The organism is Paenibacillus terrae (assembly GCF_005217525.1).
GTDB lineage: Bacteria > Bacillota > Bacilli > Paenibacillales > Paenibacillaceae > Paenibacillus > Paenibacillus terrae_C.
Genome location: NZ_PNXQ01000016.1, coordinates 1,004,550 through 1,020,512 on the forward strand (window position 1 = coordinate 1,004,550; position 15,963 = coordinate 1,020,512).

13 protein-coding genes and 1 tRNA gene are annotated in these 15,963 nt (G+C 44.5%); 5 read left to right on the forward strand and 9 right to left on the reverse strand.

The window, feature by feature from the left end:
- Positions 1-15: 15 nt before the first annotated feature.
- Positions 16-1,299 (reverse strand): MFS transporter, encoded by a 1,284-nt coding sequence (locus C1I60_RS22220; RefSeq protein ID WP_137063885.1) that lies wholly within the window; start codon positions 1,297-1,299, stop codon positions 16-18.
- A gap of 186 nt (positions 1,300-1,485) precedes the next feature.
- Between C1I60_RS22220 and C1I60_RS22225 the strand changes: the two genes are divergently transcribed.
- Positions 1,486-2,961 (forward strand): aminotransferase class I/II-fold pyridoxal phosphate-dependent enzyme, encoded by a 1,476-nt coding sequence (locus tag C1I60_RS22225; RefSeq protein WP_137063655.1) that lies wholly within the window; start codon positions 1,486-1,488, stop codon positions 2,959-2,961.
- 122 nt (positions 2,962-3,083) lie between these two features.
- Here the strand turns inward: C1I60_RS22225 and C1I60_RS22230 are convergent, their stop codons facing one another.
- The gene (locus C1I60_RS22230; RefSeq protein ID WP_025684269.1) at positions 3,084-3,389 is read right to left on the reverse strand and encodes a DUF1292 domain-containing protein; all 306 of its coding nucleotides are present in this window, start codon (positions 3,387-3,389) and stop codon (positions 3,084-3,086) included.
- A 79-nt stretch (positions 3,390-3,468) separates the two neighbouring features.
- Positions 3,469-4,026: a copper amine oxidase gene (locus tag C1I60_RS22235; protein ID WP_137063656.1), complete on the reverse strand. Its 558-nt coding sequence runs from the start codon at positions 4,024-4,026 to the stop codon at positions 3,469-3,471.
- A gap of 200 nt (positions 4,027-4,226) precedes the next feature.
- On the opposite strand from C1I60_RS22235, the gene C1I60_RS22240 reads away from it, so the two are divergent.
- On the forward strand, positions 4,227-4,991 hold the full coding sequence (locus C1I60_RS22240) for an MBL fold metallo-hydrolase (RefSeq protein WP_137063657.1): 765 nt from the start codon (positions 4,227-4,229) through the stop codon (positions 4,989-4,991).
- 120 nt (positions 4,992-5,111) lie between these two features.
- On the opposite strand, the gene C1I60_RS22245 is transcribed toward C1I60_RS22240, so the two are convergent.
- Together C1I60_RS22245 and C1I60_RS22250 are read right to left on the reverse strand one after the other, a co-directional pair.
- Entirely contained in the window at positions 5,112-5,348 is a 237-nt protein-coding gene (locus C1I60_RS22245) for a DUF3892 domain-containing protein (protein ID WP_137063658.1), read from the reverse strand.
- A gap of 89 nt (positions 5,349-5,437) precedes the next feature.
- Positions 5,438-5,881, reverse strand: a complete 444-nt coding sequence (locus tag C1I60_RS22250; protein WP_137063659.1) for a GNAT family N-acetyltransferase — start codon at positions 5,879-5,881, stop codon at positions 5,438-5,440.
- Positions 5,882-6,022: 141 nt separating this feature from the next.
- Between C1I60_RS22250 and C1I60_RS22255 the strand changes: the two genes are divergently transcribed.
- The 3 genes from C1I60_RS22255 to C1I60_RS22265 all read left to right on the forward strand — a co-directional run bounded on the left by C1I60_RS22255 (position 6,023) and on the right by C1I60_RS22265 (position 10,769).
- Positions 6,023-6,094 (forward strand) — tRNA-Val (locus C1I60_RS22255).
- A 479-nt stretch (positions 6,095-6,573) separates the two neighbouring features.
- Positions 6,574-8,292 (forward strand): NAD-dependent malic enzyme, encoded by a 1,719-nt coding sequence (locus tag C1I60_RS22260; RefSeq protein ID WP_137063660.1) that lies wholly within the window; start codon positions 6,574-6,576, stop codon positions 8,290-8,292.
- Positions 8,293-9,005: 713 nt separating this feature from the next.
- Positions 9,006-10,769 (forward strand): methyl-accepting chemotaxis protein, encoded by a 1,764-nt coding sequence (locus C1I60_RS22265; RefSeq protein WP_137063661.1) that lies wholly within the window; start codon positions 9,006-9,008, stop codon positions 10,767-10,769.
- Positions 10,770-10,859: 90 nt separating this feature from the next.
- Here the strand turns inward: C1I60_RS22265 and C1I60_RS22270 are convergent, their stop codons facing one another.
- The 4 genes from C1I60_RS22270 to C1I60_RS22285 form a co-directional block, all read right to left on the reverse strand.
- Entirely contained in the window at positions 10,860-11,912 is a 1,053-nt protein-coding gene (locus tag C1I60_RS22270; RefSeq protein WP_137063662.1) for a glycoside hydrolase family 53 protein, read from the reverse strand.
- Between the two features lie 90 nt (positions 11,913-12,002).
- A complete protein-coding gene (locus tag C1I60_RS22275) occupies positions 12,003-14,048 on the reverse strand; it encodes a beta-galactosidase (protein WP_170970886.1) in 2,046 nt (681 codons plus the stop codon).
- Between the two features lie 84 nt (positions 14,049-14,132).
- Positions 14,133-15,011, reverse strand: coding sequence for a carbohydrate ABC transporter permease (locus C1I60_RS22280; protein WP_137063664.1), 879 nt, complete (start codon positions 15,009-15,011; stop codon positions 14,133-14,135).
- A 27-nt stretch (positions 15,012-15,038) separates the two neighbouring features.
- Entirely contained in the window at positions 15,039-15,929 is an 891-nt protein-coding gene (locus tag C1I60_RS22285; protein ID WP_137063665.1) for an ABC transporter permease, read from the reverse strand.
- Between the last annotated feature and the right edge of the window lie 34 nt (positions 15,930-15,963).

A 15,963-nucleotide genomic window follows, 5' to 3' on the forward strand; every position in this document is an offset into this window, starting at 1 on the left:
TAATCAAGCTGCTAATCAGGCTTCAGCCGTCTTTCTGCGCGGATTACGTGCCAAAGCCAGATGACAGCCGAACATGAGCAGCATTACAACTCCGCTGATGATAAATGGAGCTGTGTGTCCTGCACGGTCCCACAGCACTCCTGAAACGAGCGGACCGATGACCATACCTGAACCTTGGAGTGTCAGAAAAAAGCCCCATATCGTCGCTCGCTCGCTTTCTGGGATCAATTTGGCGAGGAACGTGTTCCATGCAGGCAAAATGAGCGCATAGCCCAAGCCAATGAGGGCTACGGATACAAACACAAGCGGAATGGATCGGATGGCGGAAAAGAAAAACAGCGTAATGCCGGCAAGTAAAAAACCGGCGTGCAGAAAGTATTCTGTTCCGAGCCGATCCACTAGCTTTCCGCAAGGAATAAGCGCCAGCACCGTCACCCCGCCGCCCGCGATCAAAAATACACTGTACAGATTCGGCGAAATGCCGAGGTCTGTCCGGGCGTACAGCGTTAATACTGGGCTGATCAGACCGATAACAAACGACTGCAAAAACAGCGCCGGGTAAATTAACGGGTTTACATCAAGTTTTGTTTTGAGAAAGTTGAGCGTTTCCTTGATTCCTACCAGTAGCTGCTGCTTTTGCTTCGCGAGACCGTCGGAGGACACCAAGGCGCTCCGTTGCAGCGCTCCTTTGTCAGCAGATTTTTTGCGTCCGGGCAGCAAAAGGGAGACCAGCAATAACACAATGCTGCATCCTGTCAAAATCATAAACACCATTCCGTAGGAATGACCATAATGTGCCATAGCGAAATTCATAACAAGCGGCCCCATTCCAGTTCCGCCCATGGACGCAATTTCCAATGTGCCCATCGCCGCACCATTGCTGTTATTTGGCCCGGACATTTCAGTCGTTCCAGTCATGACACAAGGCCAGAGCGGAGAAGTGCCCAGACCGAGCAGCAGACAGGCGACTACGAGCCACACTGGCTCTGTGAGCACGCTTAGCATGATCACCGCTACAAGTGTAAACAGCAACGCGGACGACATCGTTCCCCGGTAGCCGAGCCGTTCAGCTATCCAGCCTGCCGGTGCCCGGAACGCATTGTCGCCAAAATACTGGAGCGAAAAGGCCAGACCGATGATTCCGGCTGACAGTCCGAGCGTTTCTCCCATATATACCGGAAGGATAGCTACCAGAAGAGATCCCTTCATAAATTCAACCAGAAATACCAGTACCCATAATTCCGCAAAAAAGGGAGACCATAACCGCCGAGGATTTTTTTCTCTTCCGATTTGCTTCATCTGTCCCACATCCTCTATCTTCGTTTTTTCGTCATGAAGTCCGGGCTGCCCCCATGCTCCTCTCATTCACAAATAAAAGCACCATCAACCGCTTGCAATCCTACTTCAAACTGCTATACTCAATTTTGTTCTATTATCACTTGCCAGGATTGTCGAAATCCTGCACGAAAGGTTGTGACAACACTAATGAATCAAAGCAACACCCCGCTTTTTACTGCTTTGAAAAAGCACGCTCAGAGCAACCCGGTTCAATTTCACATCCCAGGTCATAAAAAGGGAGTGGGCGCAGATCCGGAATTTCGCGAATTTATGGGGGATAATGCCTTTTCCATAGATATGATCAACATTGCTCCATTGGACGATCTGCATCAACCTACGGGTGTCATCGAAGAAGCCCAAAAGCTTGCGGCAGAGGCCTACGGAGCAGATTATACTTACTACAGCGTACAGGGTACAAGTGGTGCTATCATTACTATGATTATGTCCATCTGCTTGCCGGGTGATAAAATTATTGTACCCCGAAATGTACACAAATCTATAATGTCTGCCATTATATTGTCTGGAGCAAAGCCTGTATTCGTATCTCCGGTCAGTGATGAAAATCTTGGTATTCACCACGGGATTACAACCAAGTCCGTACGCCGGGCACTGGAACGCCATCCTGACGCCAAGGGCGTCCTCGTCATCAACCCGACATATTACGGTGTGTGCGCCGATTTGAAAGAAATTGTTGATCTCGCTCACAGCTATAATGTGCCGGTCCTGGTCGATGAGGCCCACGGTGTACTCATTCATTTTCATCCTGATCTGCCAATGTCCGCCATGGAAGCGGGAGCAGATATGTCAGCTACAAGCGTCCACAAGCTGGGCGGTTCCTTGACACAAAGCTCCATTCTGAATGTGAATACCAAAAACGGATACGTCAATCCGCAACGTGTGCAGACGATTTTCAGTATGCTGACAACGACTTCCACTTCCTATATCCTGTTGGCTTCTCTGGACACATCACGCCGCAATCTGGCTCTTAACGGCCACGAAATAGCACAACGTGCGCTTGATTTGGCTGAATATTGCCGTGCAGAGGTCAACAAGATTGAAGGACTATATTGCTTCGGCAGTGAAATCCTTGGTACAGAGGCTACCTATGATTATGACGCGACCAAAATCACCATTCATATTCGTCATCTAGGTCTTACTGGGTACGATGTAGAAAATTGGCTGAGAGACCATTACAATATCGAGGTTGAGCTTAGCGATATGTACAATATTCTCTGTCTGGTGACCCCTGGGGATACGAAAGAGGACATTGAGATTTTGTTGAAGGCTCTGCGCGAGCTGGCCGCTATTCATTACTCTACAGGTCAGCTACATGAGCTGATTGTGAAAATACCGGAAATTCCGCAACTTTCACTCATTCCGCGAGACGCTTTTTATGGAGATACTGAAGTGGTGCCATTCAAAGAATCTGCGGGACGCATTATTGCAGAATTCATTTATGTATATCCACCAGGTATTCCGATCCTGCTGCCGGGCGAAGTGATCTCACAGGACAATATTGATTATATTGTCGATCATGTGGAAGTAGGCCTGCCTGTTAAAGGGCCTGAGGATCGAACGGTACATCAAGTGAAGGTTATCGTCGAAACGGACGCTATTTCCTAACACTCCTGAGCCGTAACAAGCTCGGAAAATCTTGTAAGCATCTTAAAAGCTTAACAAAAAAAGCCCCCGTTTGGGGGCTTTCTCATTAGCTTACAAAGTTGTAACAGCCAATAGAACCAATGCTATTCGTATTGAGCAACCAGTTCGCTGTATGCCTCTTCTACACGTTTCCATTCATCTTCGTCCTCAATATTGTAAAGCACCATTTCCTCGTTTTCTTCTTCCATACGAAGAATAATGCCGTCTGCTTCAGGATTGCCACGCTCCAGCAGGAGAGCGTAAACGTGATTTTCTACGTCAAAGGTCTCTACCAGCACCATTTCTACATCTTTGCCATTTTCATCAGTTAGCGTAAGAACCATTTCTTCATGTTCGTGGTCATGATCGTGGTTGCAGGCTTCACCGTGTTCATGTTTGTGATCACTCATGGAAATACCTACCTTCAAATTGTTTTATTTTCCCCCGTATCGTAACATGATCAAGGGTACAGGTCAATTTGTGGTATGCCTAATTTATCGCTGTAATGACTTTTTCGGACACCAGTGTATAGCTGCCGTCTTTGCTTTCTTTAATGTAGAAACCGACTCGATAATTTCCTGCTGTTTTAAAATCATACGTAAAGTCGTTTGTACGGAACCAAAAGTTATCCTTTTGTGCTCCACTGATATCCTGGGACTGAATATCTTTCACATTACCCGTTGGGTCGGTAATCGCTACCTTCACTCCGGAGATATCCGCTTTCAGCGTATCAATCTGACTGAATACATTGAATTTCACTTTGTTGCCTTTATTCACGTTGCCGAACACCGTATCCCCCTTGAACAAGAACATGTGTACATTGGGTTGGTCGAAAACAACTTTTCCACCGGACGGATCAAAACTGACAATCCCGTTAAAATCCCGAATAGGAACATATGTTTTGCCATCAATGACAACCGCGCCATCCTTCGACACCTCACCGTTAATAATCAGCTTTACTTGGTCCTTGGCGGATTCCGCCGAAATAACGGTCCCTCCCATTATCGAAAAGGCCATTACTAGGGCCATAACTTTTCTCCATTTCATCGCTAGATATCCCTCCATCATGATCTGTTAAATAACTTCTGTCTTACATTTATACCTAGCTCAGTTCCACAAGTTGCGCTAGGCATCAGAAATTGTCCAAAGTTTTTGATATGGAGTAAATCTTTAATTTCTAATCGTATAGATGGTAAGATACGACTGTAGAGGATTTATACACATTTAGCCAGGAGGGTGAAATACGAATGAGCCTGACCATACAAATGCTGGGCACAGGCAGTGCCTTTGCCAAAAAATATTACAACAATAACGCATTGCTGGACAGCGGAGAAGGCAAGCTGCTAATCGACTGTGGAACAACCGCTTCGCTGGCTCTTCACCAAATGGGCGTCCCATTGCCCGAAATTGACGCCATTCTAATCACCCATATTCACGCCGATCATGTCGGAGGTTTGGAAGAGTTTGGCTTTCAATTGAATATCCTTCATGGTCGCAAACCTGTGCTTTGTATCGCAGAGCCGCTAATTCATCTATTGTGGGAAAATACACTTAAGGGCGGGATGTCACAGCAAGGCATGATTGACAAGCTGGAGGATGTGTTTGAGGTAAATGTGCTGACGCCTGGTGAATCCACCAACCTAGTATCCGGCATCAAAGTTGAACTCATTCCTACTCGTCATATCCCCGGTAAAGAGAGCTACTCCCTGTTCATTAATGACCGTCTTTTTTATAGTGCGGATATGACCTTTGATCCAGGCCTGCTGAATCAACTGGTACACGAGCGGGGCTGTCGCAGCATTTTGCATGAGGTTCAATTACAGGGTGCAGGAGAAGTTCATACGACGTTGGACGAGCTGCTCAGCTTGCCAATCCAGCTTCAAGAGCGGATTCGTCTCATGCACTATAGTGACGATATGGAGCAATTCAAGGAAAAAGCTGGAGTCATGTCCTTTCTGGAGCAGCAGCGCGTATACAACATTGTGGAGTTGGAACGCATGGGGCAAAAATAATGCTGGATTCAAAGTGAGAAAGCAAAAAGCCGCCGGGTTTCCAACTGGAAAAGAACCTGGCGGCTTTGCCATATACTTGCGTGTAATTATGTGCTTATTGATAGAGACTTGAAATGAACGTCAGAACAAGGGTAATTGATCCAAATTATTCGTAGGATCTCCATCAGCATCGCCACGAATCCGTTTGCTTCCGTCCTTGGCTTTGAATACATTGACCCCGGCAATCGAGCCTGCTTCAATTTCATTCAGAGCCTGACTGTAATCCAAAACCCGTCCGGTAGATGTCTGAAATGACGTCAGATCACCATCACCGTTTTTACGTACTGCCGTAATTTGTTCCCGTTCTGCATTAGCCATGCTGCATCGCTCCTTATCCATAAGTGTAGTGGAGGAACTTCTACTAGCATGCACCCTATGCAGAATTATATGCATCTTTGGGCTACCAGCTAGAGCTTTTTGCGCATGCGTACATGTGGAATCCCGGCATCGTTGAAAGGTTCTTCCGAAATCGTCTCGTAACCGAGCTTCTCGTAAAACTTTTCAGCTTGACATTGAGCATCCAGTAGCGAATGCCGCAGCCCCAGCTCCCGTGCGCGTTCCTCCAGAGCCAGCAGTAATATACGTCCGTAACCTCCGGAGCGATGCTCCTTGAGAACTGCAATACGTTGCATTTTAGCTGTATCTTCCTCATAATAGGTCAAGCGTCCCGTTGCCACCATCTCACCATGATCAGAGATCAACAAATGATGTGCAGTATCCCCCAGCTTGTCAAAATGGTCAATTTCAATATCGGCAGGAACTTTCTGCTCCTCGACAAACACCTTGGTACGGATTAATATCGCTGCCTGTAGCTGTTCTTCTGTCGTCACACTAATAATTTCTGCGGCCATCATCCGCTCCCCCTTATCACTGCTTCAATTTGCAAACCCACTAAATTTGAATTATATATATAAATGGTAATGAAGTACAAGCTTATTTCTATTTTTCTACTTTACAATTATGGTTAATACATGATATTATCTAATAACCGAAGGACGGTAGCTCAGCGGGAGAGCATTATCTTGACAGGGTAAGGGTCATGGGTTCGATCCCCATCCGTCCTATACGTCAAAAGCCTTGATACTCAAGGCTTTTTTATTTGCCTGAAAATAAAAAAATCTCATAGTTAGAACTCCAAGTGACTTATTGTGTATATCCCCCTTCTCTCTTCTTCATTCACTTTATCCACCTGTTATAAAAATCTCTTCCTATCTATGAAAATGAAATAAATTCTATTCCTATCTATGAAAATGAAATAAATTCTATTCCTGATTGAAAGAGCCATTCATCTCCACAGTAGCTTTGCTGTGACAAAATTTACATTTTATAAAATTTATTGAAAATATAATGAAAATTTAATGATGTTTTCAAATAATAATGATTGAAAAACTTTTTCATTTCCATAAAATTTCTTATGTAAACACTTATATAACTATTTTTCACACAACATACTTGTTCACTTGGTTTAAAATAAGGCGTATACTGGTCCACGAATTGTTCAAGTTTTAACTAAATGTAATTTTCTAGAAAGAAGGAATTAGAAATGCGTGCTTTTCAATTGACTGAAGATGGTTCTATCGAAACCAAATTAACCGGAAAGGAATTGCTGGCTAATCCACTGCTGAATAAAGGAGTGGCTTTTACTCTTGAAGAACGGCAGCAGCTTGGACTTGACGGTCTCCTTCCTCCTACCATATTGACCATTGAGGAACAGGTTCAACGGGTTTACGAGCAATTTCAGAGCCAACCGGATGATTTGCGTAAAAATATCGCGTTAAACGATCTGTTTAACCGGAATACAGTCCTATACTATCGCTTGCTCTCCAAGCACCTAAGCGAAATGCTTCCGATTGTTTATACTCCAACGGTCGGTCAGGCTATACAGGAATACAGTCATGAATACCACAAACCCGGCGGTATGTATCTATCTATTGATAACCTTTCCGCCATTAAAGAAGCTTTTAAAAATTTGGACCTGGACCCTGAGGATATTGACCTCATCGTAGCCACGGATTCCGAAAGTATTCTGGGAATCGGGGACTGGGGAGTTGGTGGAATTAATATCTCCATCGGTAAGCTTGCTGTATATACTGCCGCTGCCGGTATTGATCCTAGCCGGGTGCTGGCAGTTGTTCTTGATGCAGGTACGAACAACGAAAAACTATTGGAAGATCCTTTATACATGGGGAACCGTCACAAGCGTGTTCGCGGAGAACAATATGACCAATTTATTGACACCTATGTTCAGACTGCACTGTCTTATTTTCCGAATGCGCTACTGCACTGGGAAGACCTGGGCAATATCAACGCCCGGAACATTATCAATAAATACGGAAGCAGTATTTTGACATTTAATGATGATATTCAAGGCACTGGTGCAGTTACGCTCGCAGGTGTTATGTCTGGTGTCAAACTGTCTGGAGTCCCACTGAGCAAGCATCGAGTTTTGGTCTTTGGTCCAGGAGCCGCTGGTATCGGTAATGCAGATCAAATTAGTGCAGCCATGATGCTGGAAGGACTATCGGAAACCGAAGCAAGAAGTAACTTCTGGGCTTATGATTACCGCGGTCTGCTTACTAATGAAACAGAAGGACTTTTCCCATTCCAGGTTCCTTATGTACGGGACGCCGCAGAATGTCGTGATTGGGAACGTGTGGAGGACGGCAAAATTCCACTTCTTGAAGTCATTCGCCGGGTGAAACCAACCATTTTGATCGGAACCTCCGGTGTTACCGGAGCATTTAGTGAGGAAATCGTTAAAGAAATGGCCAAGCATACAGAACGTCCTATTATTATGCCTATGTCTAATCCGACTCCACTGGCTGAAGCAACTCCAGAAGACTTGATCCACTGGACTGAAGGAAAAGCATTGATTGCAACAGGCAGCCCTTTTGAACCGGTAACCTATAATCATGTTAAGTTTGAAATTGGACAATCCAATAATGCTTTCGTGTTCCCCGGTCTAGGACTTGGCGCGATTGTAGTGAAATCCAAAATCATCACAGACAGCATGTTCGCCGCCGCTGCCCATGCAGTAGCCGATAGGGTCGATTTGTCTCAGCCTGGAGCTTCCCTGCTGCCGAAAATCAACGAGTTGCGTGAAGTATCTGTATCTGTAGCTGTAGCAGTTGCAAAGGCTGCGGTCCAGGATGGCGTAGCACGTCACCAGCCCGATGATATCCACCAAGCGGTTCGGGATGCAATGTGGGACTGCAAGTATAGACCGATCAAACAGAATGGCAATGCAACGGTCCTGGTTTAAGATTAGCGATCAACGACAGGTTGTACTTGCTTACAAGCAAAGTAATTATTGATTACCCGATGTCCGCCAGTCATTTGGCGGACATCTTCATTATTGGAGGCGACATCATGGCTACAGGTCATATTTTCATCATTTAGTTCCTATTTTCTTTGTCATTTTAATTGGTTATTTTGCAGGCTTGTTAAAGCATTTAACCCTGTTTCTTAGGATTATCGGCTTTTATATCGTATTGTTCGTAGGGTATCGCTTAATAGCCAAAAAAGCTCTAGCCGCATTTGCATTTGTCATCAGCTCAGCATTGTCGCTTATTTCCCTCCCCTTGCTCATTTCATTGCTTATTTAAGGGACAGAATTTTTTTCTATAAGCCTCGACGTGATGCATACATATACATGACCTTAGGGTGCCCATCCGTTACTCAACCTCTTATTTTTTAAATATTGTCCAGACAATAAAATGAATTATTCATGCCGACAAACGGTGGTTCCACAATGTTGTTTAGATGTAAGACACCGCTTTTCATTATAGATAATCCCATTTTTTCTATATGAAAATGAAAATAATATTTGTCGGTTTTTGTCACTATATTTCACTAATATGTAACTGATATTCTCCAAATTTAATAAATACCTAACATTTAGAAAGCTAATTGACGAAGTATATAAGAGATAGGTTGTAAATTAAAAATAATTTTAAATTAAAGGAGAAGAAGCACGTGAAAAATTTGAAGTGGAGCACTATGTCCTTTTTTGGCAAAAATCTATTAATTTCTTTTATCAACATCGTATTAATAGGTACTATTCTCATTACATCCAGCTACATACTCCAAAAGAATATTCTGACCACACAGTTGCAAGACCAGGTTAAGGTGTTAACCAAAAAATGGGCAAATGATGTTGACAAAGCAAAATTTCAACAAGCACTAAACGAAAAAGATTATAACGGTCCTGTTCAGCAGGAATTGCGTACATTTCTCGATTCTATTCACACACTCTATCCTAATGTTGCCCAAGCTTACATATTTGGCACAGAGCTAAAAGAAGGGAATCAAACCTCTGTTATTAGCATTCCCACAAATCTGGTTCAATCTTTCCAAGACTCAAAGCTGAATATAGGGGGAATGTACACGCTCCCTAATGAAATCACAAAAACTGTAAATGAAATGCTTCAATCCAACCTACCGGCGCTGAGCAACTTTTACACTGATGATTTTGGTACTTGGACTACCATTGCTTATCCTCTTACTGATGATAGCGGTCAAATTACAAGTGCCATTTTCTTTGACGTAGACGCAAGTTCTGTACCTGCCGGACTTCAAAAGCTGCTTATATATGGTGTTTCATTGCTCATTCTGTTCCTTGCTATTTTCTTAACCATTCAATATGTGCTGGTAAAACGTACCCTTTCCCCGATTCGCAGCTTGATGAAGGGCATTGATGAAGTGAGCGAGGGAAATCTGAATGTTAGCATCAAAACAGGCCAAGATGATCTTGGCATTATCAATCAAAAGTTTAATACCATGATCAAACGTATTAACGATACGATGGTAAAAGTACAGGATACGACGCAAGAGGTTACAGGATCAGCTCAGGAATTGCTAAGTATTAGCGAGAAAAACAGTGCGAATACGAACATCATTAACAGCAATATTCAGGAAATAACCCAAGGACTTGAATCCCAGGATCACGCTGCGCTTGAAAGCTCCCGGGCTATGAATGAAATGTCCACGGTTATCCAAACCATTGCCGAAAGCTCATCTTCCGTAGCAGATCAAGCTTATTCCATGGAAAAACGCTCGGTAGAAGGCAACCAGGTAGCCCAAAAGCTATCTACTCAAATGGATTCTATCTCCACTACAATTGAAAGAACAGTTGATTCCGTTAATGCGCTACAGAACCGATCTAACGAAATCAGTAATATTGTAAGCATCATTACAGGCATTGCCAGCCAAACCAATCTGCTCGCACTGAATGCCTCCATTGAGGCCGCCAGAGTAGGTGAGGAAGGTAAAGGTTTTGCAGTAGTAGCAGGAGAAGTGCGTAATTTGGCTGAGCAATCTCAAGAATCCGCTAGACAAATTACCGACCTTATTGGAGAAATTCAAAAGGAAATTGAACAAACAGTAGAAGGAATGAGTCTAGGCTCGAAGGAAGTTCAAATCGGGCTGGAAGTCACACGCCAGACGGGCGAAATGTTCTCGGAGATTTTGAATGCGGCCAATAATGTATCGTCACAAATTCAGGAGGTATCCAGTGCGACGGAGCAGATTTCAGCCAGCACGCAGGAAATGTCAGCAACCTCTGACGAGTTGTCTTCCACAGTAAGCAAAACAGCGGACAGCAGTAAACAAATTGAGCACACCATTGGAGAACAGGCTGAGTCGATGGCTTCTATCGTCAAAGCTTCCGACAAGCTTACCTTGATGTCCGAGGAGTTAGGAGAGCTTATTTCATTCTTCAAGGTAAATCGGAAATCCTAACGATCTACCTTCAATAAACCAACGAAAACAAAGAACCTCTATTCTGCATATTGTGCGGATTAGAGGTTCTTTGACATACTCTTACGTACTCTAGTTTATAAAGCCTTCCAGCGCTGAGGTTGGCTTACCGTCAGCCTGCCAAGCACCTTTGTTATAGCCCTGATTATAACCTGGGGTTGCAGTCGGCTCCCAATAAAATACTCCCAAGCCTTTGCCGCCCGCGATACTACGAACCTTCGTTTTGATGTCGGCAATAAATGCCTTGGAGGTTGCAGGTTCATTATATTCCATTCCGATTTCACTGATAACAATACCTTTGCCGTATTTTGCAATGAGATCATTGGCATTGGTAATCGTCTGGTTCACTTTTCCCTGCCAGTTCGAAGGAGACGGATACAGAGAAAACCCGATGAGGTCAAACTGAGCTCCATTGTCAATCAAGCCGCCAATATTCCAGGCTAAGGTGGAGCCATTATCTCCGTTTGCCAGGTGTACGATCGTTTTAGTACTGCTGCTTACCGATTTTACAGCATTATTCCCTGTATTGATGAGCCAGGCGTAGTTTTTCATGTTCACTGAGGCTTTGCCGTCTTCCCAGAGCATTCCATTGTTCGTTTCATTGCCGATTTGCACCCAATCCGGGGTTACCCCCTTGCTTTTCATCGTGTTCATAACATAAACCGTATGAGACCAGACCGCATCCATAAGTTGCGTAAATGTAAGATTTCGCCACGCATAAGGTTTGTTCTGCTGTCCGGGATCAGCCCATGAATCGCTGTAGTGCAGCGTCAGCATGACGCTCATACCCAATTTTTTAGCTCGCTGCGCCAGTTCTGCTGCCTTTTCGGCATTCATGTATCCGCTTCCATAATCTTTCATGTCAGGGTTTACCCACACCCGGATACGCACCGAATTGATCTGATAATCGTCCCGCAAAATTTGCAGTACATCTCGGCGAACCCCTTTTTTATCCTTCCAGGTCATACCTTGCGCTTCCATTCCTGCTACCCAGCTTATATCTGCTCCTTTGGCAAAAGCAGGGGCGGCCGAGACCGCACCAAATCCCGCAGAGCCAAATGGATACAAAAAGCTGGATAACAAGATCAACATCGCAAATACCATAGTCCGTTTACTTGTTTTCATAAGTCATCCCCCATCTGAATTGTGTACACCCCACTGTCTCTGACAAATCGATCCGAATCCCTCACTTGGGAAAACGACAGCCATCACACTCTATACTATTTCCGATTTGCTCCGCTCTGTCTTTAATACCTTAACAGTATAGGCATCCAATCGAACCTTTCCATCTTCCACCACATGATTTTCGAGCATATCCGCATAAATATGTCCATCCAGCCGAATCTCTTGTGGCTCATGAGTGAAATTCAGTATGAAAATATAGTCATGAACTCCATCGGTACGAATCGCCGTATTCACTCCATGCGGCAATTGAACATTGAGCGCTTTACTAATTCCTGCGCCATCAATTAAACTTTTGTAAAAATGACTGTGAAATGATCCGGTGTTGCGTGAGGCGATATAATAAGCTTTTCCCTGTCCCAAGCGATTCACCGTCAAGGCTGGGCGTCCTGCATAAAAGTCTGAACCGTATACAGCCAGTACCTCTGCCCCTTCCGTATGAATGAGATCGCACAATTCCACAGCTTCATACTCACCATGCAGATCCAACTCATTGCCTTCAACTGGCAAAATATGATTACGGTCGTGATCATGCAGCGCGTCAATCTCTTCCGACCAGATCCCAAGCGTCTTACGAAGCGGTCCCGGAAAGCCTCCAAGGAAGCACAAATCATGTTCATCCACGATACCTGACCAATAAGTTGCTACAAAAATGCCACCGCTTTCAACAAACTTTTGGATTCGTTCGCCCACACCGCTGCGCACCATATATAGCATTGGAGCTACCACAAGTTTGTATTTGGAAAAATCTGCATCCATATGAATGACATCTACAGGCACACCCTGCTCCCACAAAGCCAAATAATGTGCTTCGGCGGTATCCTCATATTTCACACCTTTATTTCGCGGCCCTTGTGAATCATTGACCGCCCAGCGGTTCTCCCAGTCAAAAATAACTGCGGTCTCCGCAGGCACTGATGTACCGATAACTTCCTCCAGTTTTTCCAGCGCAATACCGACTTCTGTCACATCCCCGAATACCCGAGTGTGCTCATGTCCAACATGATCGACGACTGCACCGTGCAGCTTTTCACTCGAACCGCGACTTTTCCGCCACTGAAAATATTGAACTGTGTCTGACCCGTGTGCCACAGCCTGTAAAGACGATAGCAGATGCATTCCCGGTCGCTTCAGCTTGCTAACATCTTGCCAGTTCGTCAAACTCGGCGTACTCTCCATTAGCATCCAAGGCTTACCTCCCTTGATTGAGCGAATAATATCATGCATCATAGCCACCTTCGCTGCTTGACGACTCTCATCACCTCCCCTATCATGCCACGTCGGATAACTGTCCCAGGATATCACATCCAGCAAATCGGCAAACTTCCAGTAATTCAGTCCTTCAAAAAACTCCATAAGATTGGTCGTAACCGGAATTTCCGGGTTGGCTGCCTTGAGCGGTACAATCTCATTTTCAATAAAATCTGCGGTCTGATCGGTCACGAAGCGTCTCCAGTCCAAATTCATAGCATGGACTTGTGTTTCACCGTGAGGGGCCGGAGACTCGATTTGGCTCCAATCCGTAACCGTGTGACTCCAGAAGGTCGACCACCATGCGTGATTAAGCTTATCCAGCGTACCGTATTTATCCTTCACCCAAACACGAAATGCCTCCTGACAATAATCACAGTGACAATCCCCCCCAAATTCATTGGAAATATGCCAACCAATGACAGCCGGATGATTTGCATAACGCTCAGCCAGCTTCGTATTCATGATACGTACTTTTTCCCGGTAGACAGGCGACGTAGAACAGTGATTATGACGAAACCCGTGCAAGTTACGGACACGGTTAGCCTCCACACGCAGTACCTCTGGATATTTTTGCGACATCCAGGCCGGTCTTGCTCCACTAGGAGTAGCCAAAAACGCATAGATCCCGTTCTCAGCAAACGAATCCAGGATACGGTCCAGCCATTCGAACGTGAATACGCCTTCCTTAGGCTCCAATGCCACCCAGGAAAAAATGCCTACGGACATCACGTTACATTTAGCCAGTTTCATCAGACGAATATCCTCTTTTAGCACCTCGGGATAATGCTGCCATTGCTCTGGGTTATAATCCGCCCCATGCAGCATACGTGGAACTCGATCACTGATTGGCGGGTATTTGATTATGTTTTGCTGTAACACTATAAATCATCTCCTTTTAACCAATGCGGTTTACTCTTTGACAGAACCAAGCGTCATACCTTTAACAAAATACTTTTGTAAAAATGGATATACAATCAGAATAGGCGCTGCACCAATAAAAATTTGCGCTGCATTCACTGTCGTTTGCGAAAGCAACTCCATCTCTTTGGGACTCATACTCATAGAACTCATATCCTTCTGAATGATTACCGTTTGCAGGAATGTGGCCAATGGATAATCCTTAGCATTGCTCAAATAAAGCAGTCCGTCAAACCATGAGTTCCAGTGAAATACCATACTAAACAAAGCAATCGTCGCAATAGATGGCAGGGATATCGGCAAAAATATACTAAACAAGGTCCGAAAATGACCTGCCCCGTCAATCAGTGCGGCCTCCTCCATCTCTTTGGGTATTCCTCTAAAAAAGTTCAACATGAGGATTACCAGAAATGTATTGACCGCTCCTGGCAAAACAAGAACCCAAAAGCTGTCCATTAGATGAATCTTTTGAATAACCATATAGAATGGAACCAGGCCACCGTTAAAAACCATACTGAATACGAATAGCCATGAATAAACGTTTCGACTACGGAACACAGATGTTTCCTTTGAAAGTGGATAAGCAGCTAAGAAGGTAATGAGTAGCGTCAAGCCAGTTCCCAGCACGGTCCGGAGAACAGAGATCCAGATAGAGTGCAGAAAAATAGGATTATTCATCGTCTTCTTGTAGGCTTCTAATGAAAATTGCACCGGCCACAGTCCAACGAGATTGGCATCTGCTGCTGATTTGGCACTAAATGATACCGCCAATACATGAATCAGCGGAACGATACACATGATGGATAAAAACACAAGCAAACAAATATTAAACACGTTGAAGATGCGATATGTCGTTGTTTTATGATACATGACTCTCCCTCTTTCAGCCTCGTGGAATCAAAATATGCGGTAGCCTGCCCATTTGTAAGCAAGTCGATAAGATACCAGAATAAGAACCATACTAATAACGGATTTGAACAACCCGATGGCGGTAGCAAAGCCCATTTCCCCATTAATTATTGCTGTCCGGTAGACGAACGTGTCAATAATATCGCCTTTTTGGTATACCAACGGATTATAAAGGTTAAAAATCTGGTCAAAACCGGCATTCAGGACATTGCCGAGTGCAAGCGTACCGACAACCACCACCATAGGAATCAGCGAAGGTACAGTAATGTGTAGCGTCTGTCTCCAGCGGCTTGCCCCATCCATCTCGGATGCTTCGTACAACGAAGGATTAATGCCCGCCAATGCGGCGAGAAATACGATGGTGTTGTAGCCAAACTCCTTCCATATATCCGACACAATGACAGTAAAGCGAAACCAGTTATTATCTCCTAGAAAAAAAATGGGCTGGATCCCGAAACTCCCGAGAATACGGTTCATAAATCCATCTGTAGCCAACAGGTCAACCAAAATCCCACCCAAGATTACCCACGACAGAAAGTGTGGCAGGTAGACCAGTGTCTGAATGGAACGCTGAAGTCCAACCTTGCGGATTTCATTGAGAAGTATAGCAAAAACAAACGGAATCAGTAGATTGAAAAACATCTTTAATACTGCGATAATGAGCGTATTCCAGACGACCTGAAGACTGTCTTCCCTTTGAAACAAAAATCGAAAATTGTCTAGTCCAACCCACTCGGAACCGGTTATGCCGAGCCAAGGCTTGTAATTTTGAAAGGCCATCACAATGCCGCCCATCGGAATGTAGCTAAATACAATTAAGAAAATGATGGCTGGCAGCAGCATAATATGAAATGGCCACGTACGTTGCAGACTTCTCATTGCAGTTCCTCCTGTAACTCTCATGTTATACTTC

What these genes read in the sequence shown, in the direction of transcription:
- C1I60_RS22220 (WP_137063885.1), bottom strand. Translation starts at nt 1,299, where the DNA reads ATGAAGCAAATCGGAAGAGAAAAAAATCCTCGGCGGTTATGGTCTCCC.
- C1I60_RS22225 (WP_137063655.1), top strand. Translation starts at nt 1,486, where the DNA reads ATGAATCAAAGCAACACCCCGCTTTTTACTGCTTTGAAAAAGCACGCT.
- C1I60_RS22230 (WP_025684269.1), bottom strand. Translation starts at nt 3,389, where the DNA reads ATGAGTGATCACAAACATGAACACGGTGAAGCCTGCAACCACGATCAT.
- C1I60_RS22235 (WP_137063656.1), bottom strand. Translation starts at nt 4,026, where the DNA reads ATGAAATGGAGAAAAGTTATGGCCCTAGTAATGGCCTTTTCGATAATG.
- C1I60_RS22240 (WP_137063657.1), top strand. Translation starts at nt 4,227, where the DNA reads ATGAGCCTGACCATACAAATGCTGGGCACAGGCAGTGCCTTTGCCAAA.
- C1I60_RS22245 (WP_137063658.1), bottom strand. Translation starts at nt 5,348, where the DNA reads ATGGCTAATGCAGAACGGGAACAAATTACGGCAGTACGTAAAAACGGT.
- C1I60_RS22250 (WP_137063659.1), bottom strand. Translation starts at nt 5,881, where the DNA reads ATGGCCGCAGAAATTATTAGTGTGACGACAGAAGAACAGCTACAGGCA.
- C1I60_RS22260 (WP_137063660.1), top strand. Translation starts at nt 6,574, where the DNA reads ATGCGTGCTTTTCAATTGACTGAAGATGGTTCTATCGAAACCAAATTA.
- C1I60_RS22270 (WP_137063662.1), bottom strand. Translation starts at nt 11,912, where the DNA reads ATGAAAACAAGTAAACGGACTATGGTATTTGCGATGTTGATCTTGTTA.
- C1I60_RS22275 (WP_170970886.1), bottom strand. Translation starts at nt 14,048, where the DNA reads ATGCTGCATGGGGCGGATTATAACCCAGAGCAATGGCAGCATTATCCC.
- C1I60_RS22280 (WP_137063664.1), bottom strand. Translation starts at nt 15,011, where the DNA reads ATGTATCATAAAACAACGACATATCGCATCTTCAACGTGTTTAATATT.
- C1I60_RS22285 (WP_137063665.1), bottom strand. Translation starts at nt 15,929, where the DNA reads ATGAGAAGTCTGCAACGTACGTGGCCATTTCATATTATGCTGCTGCCA.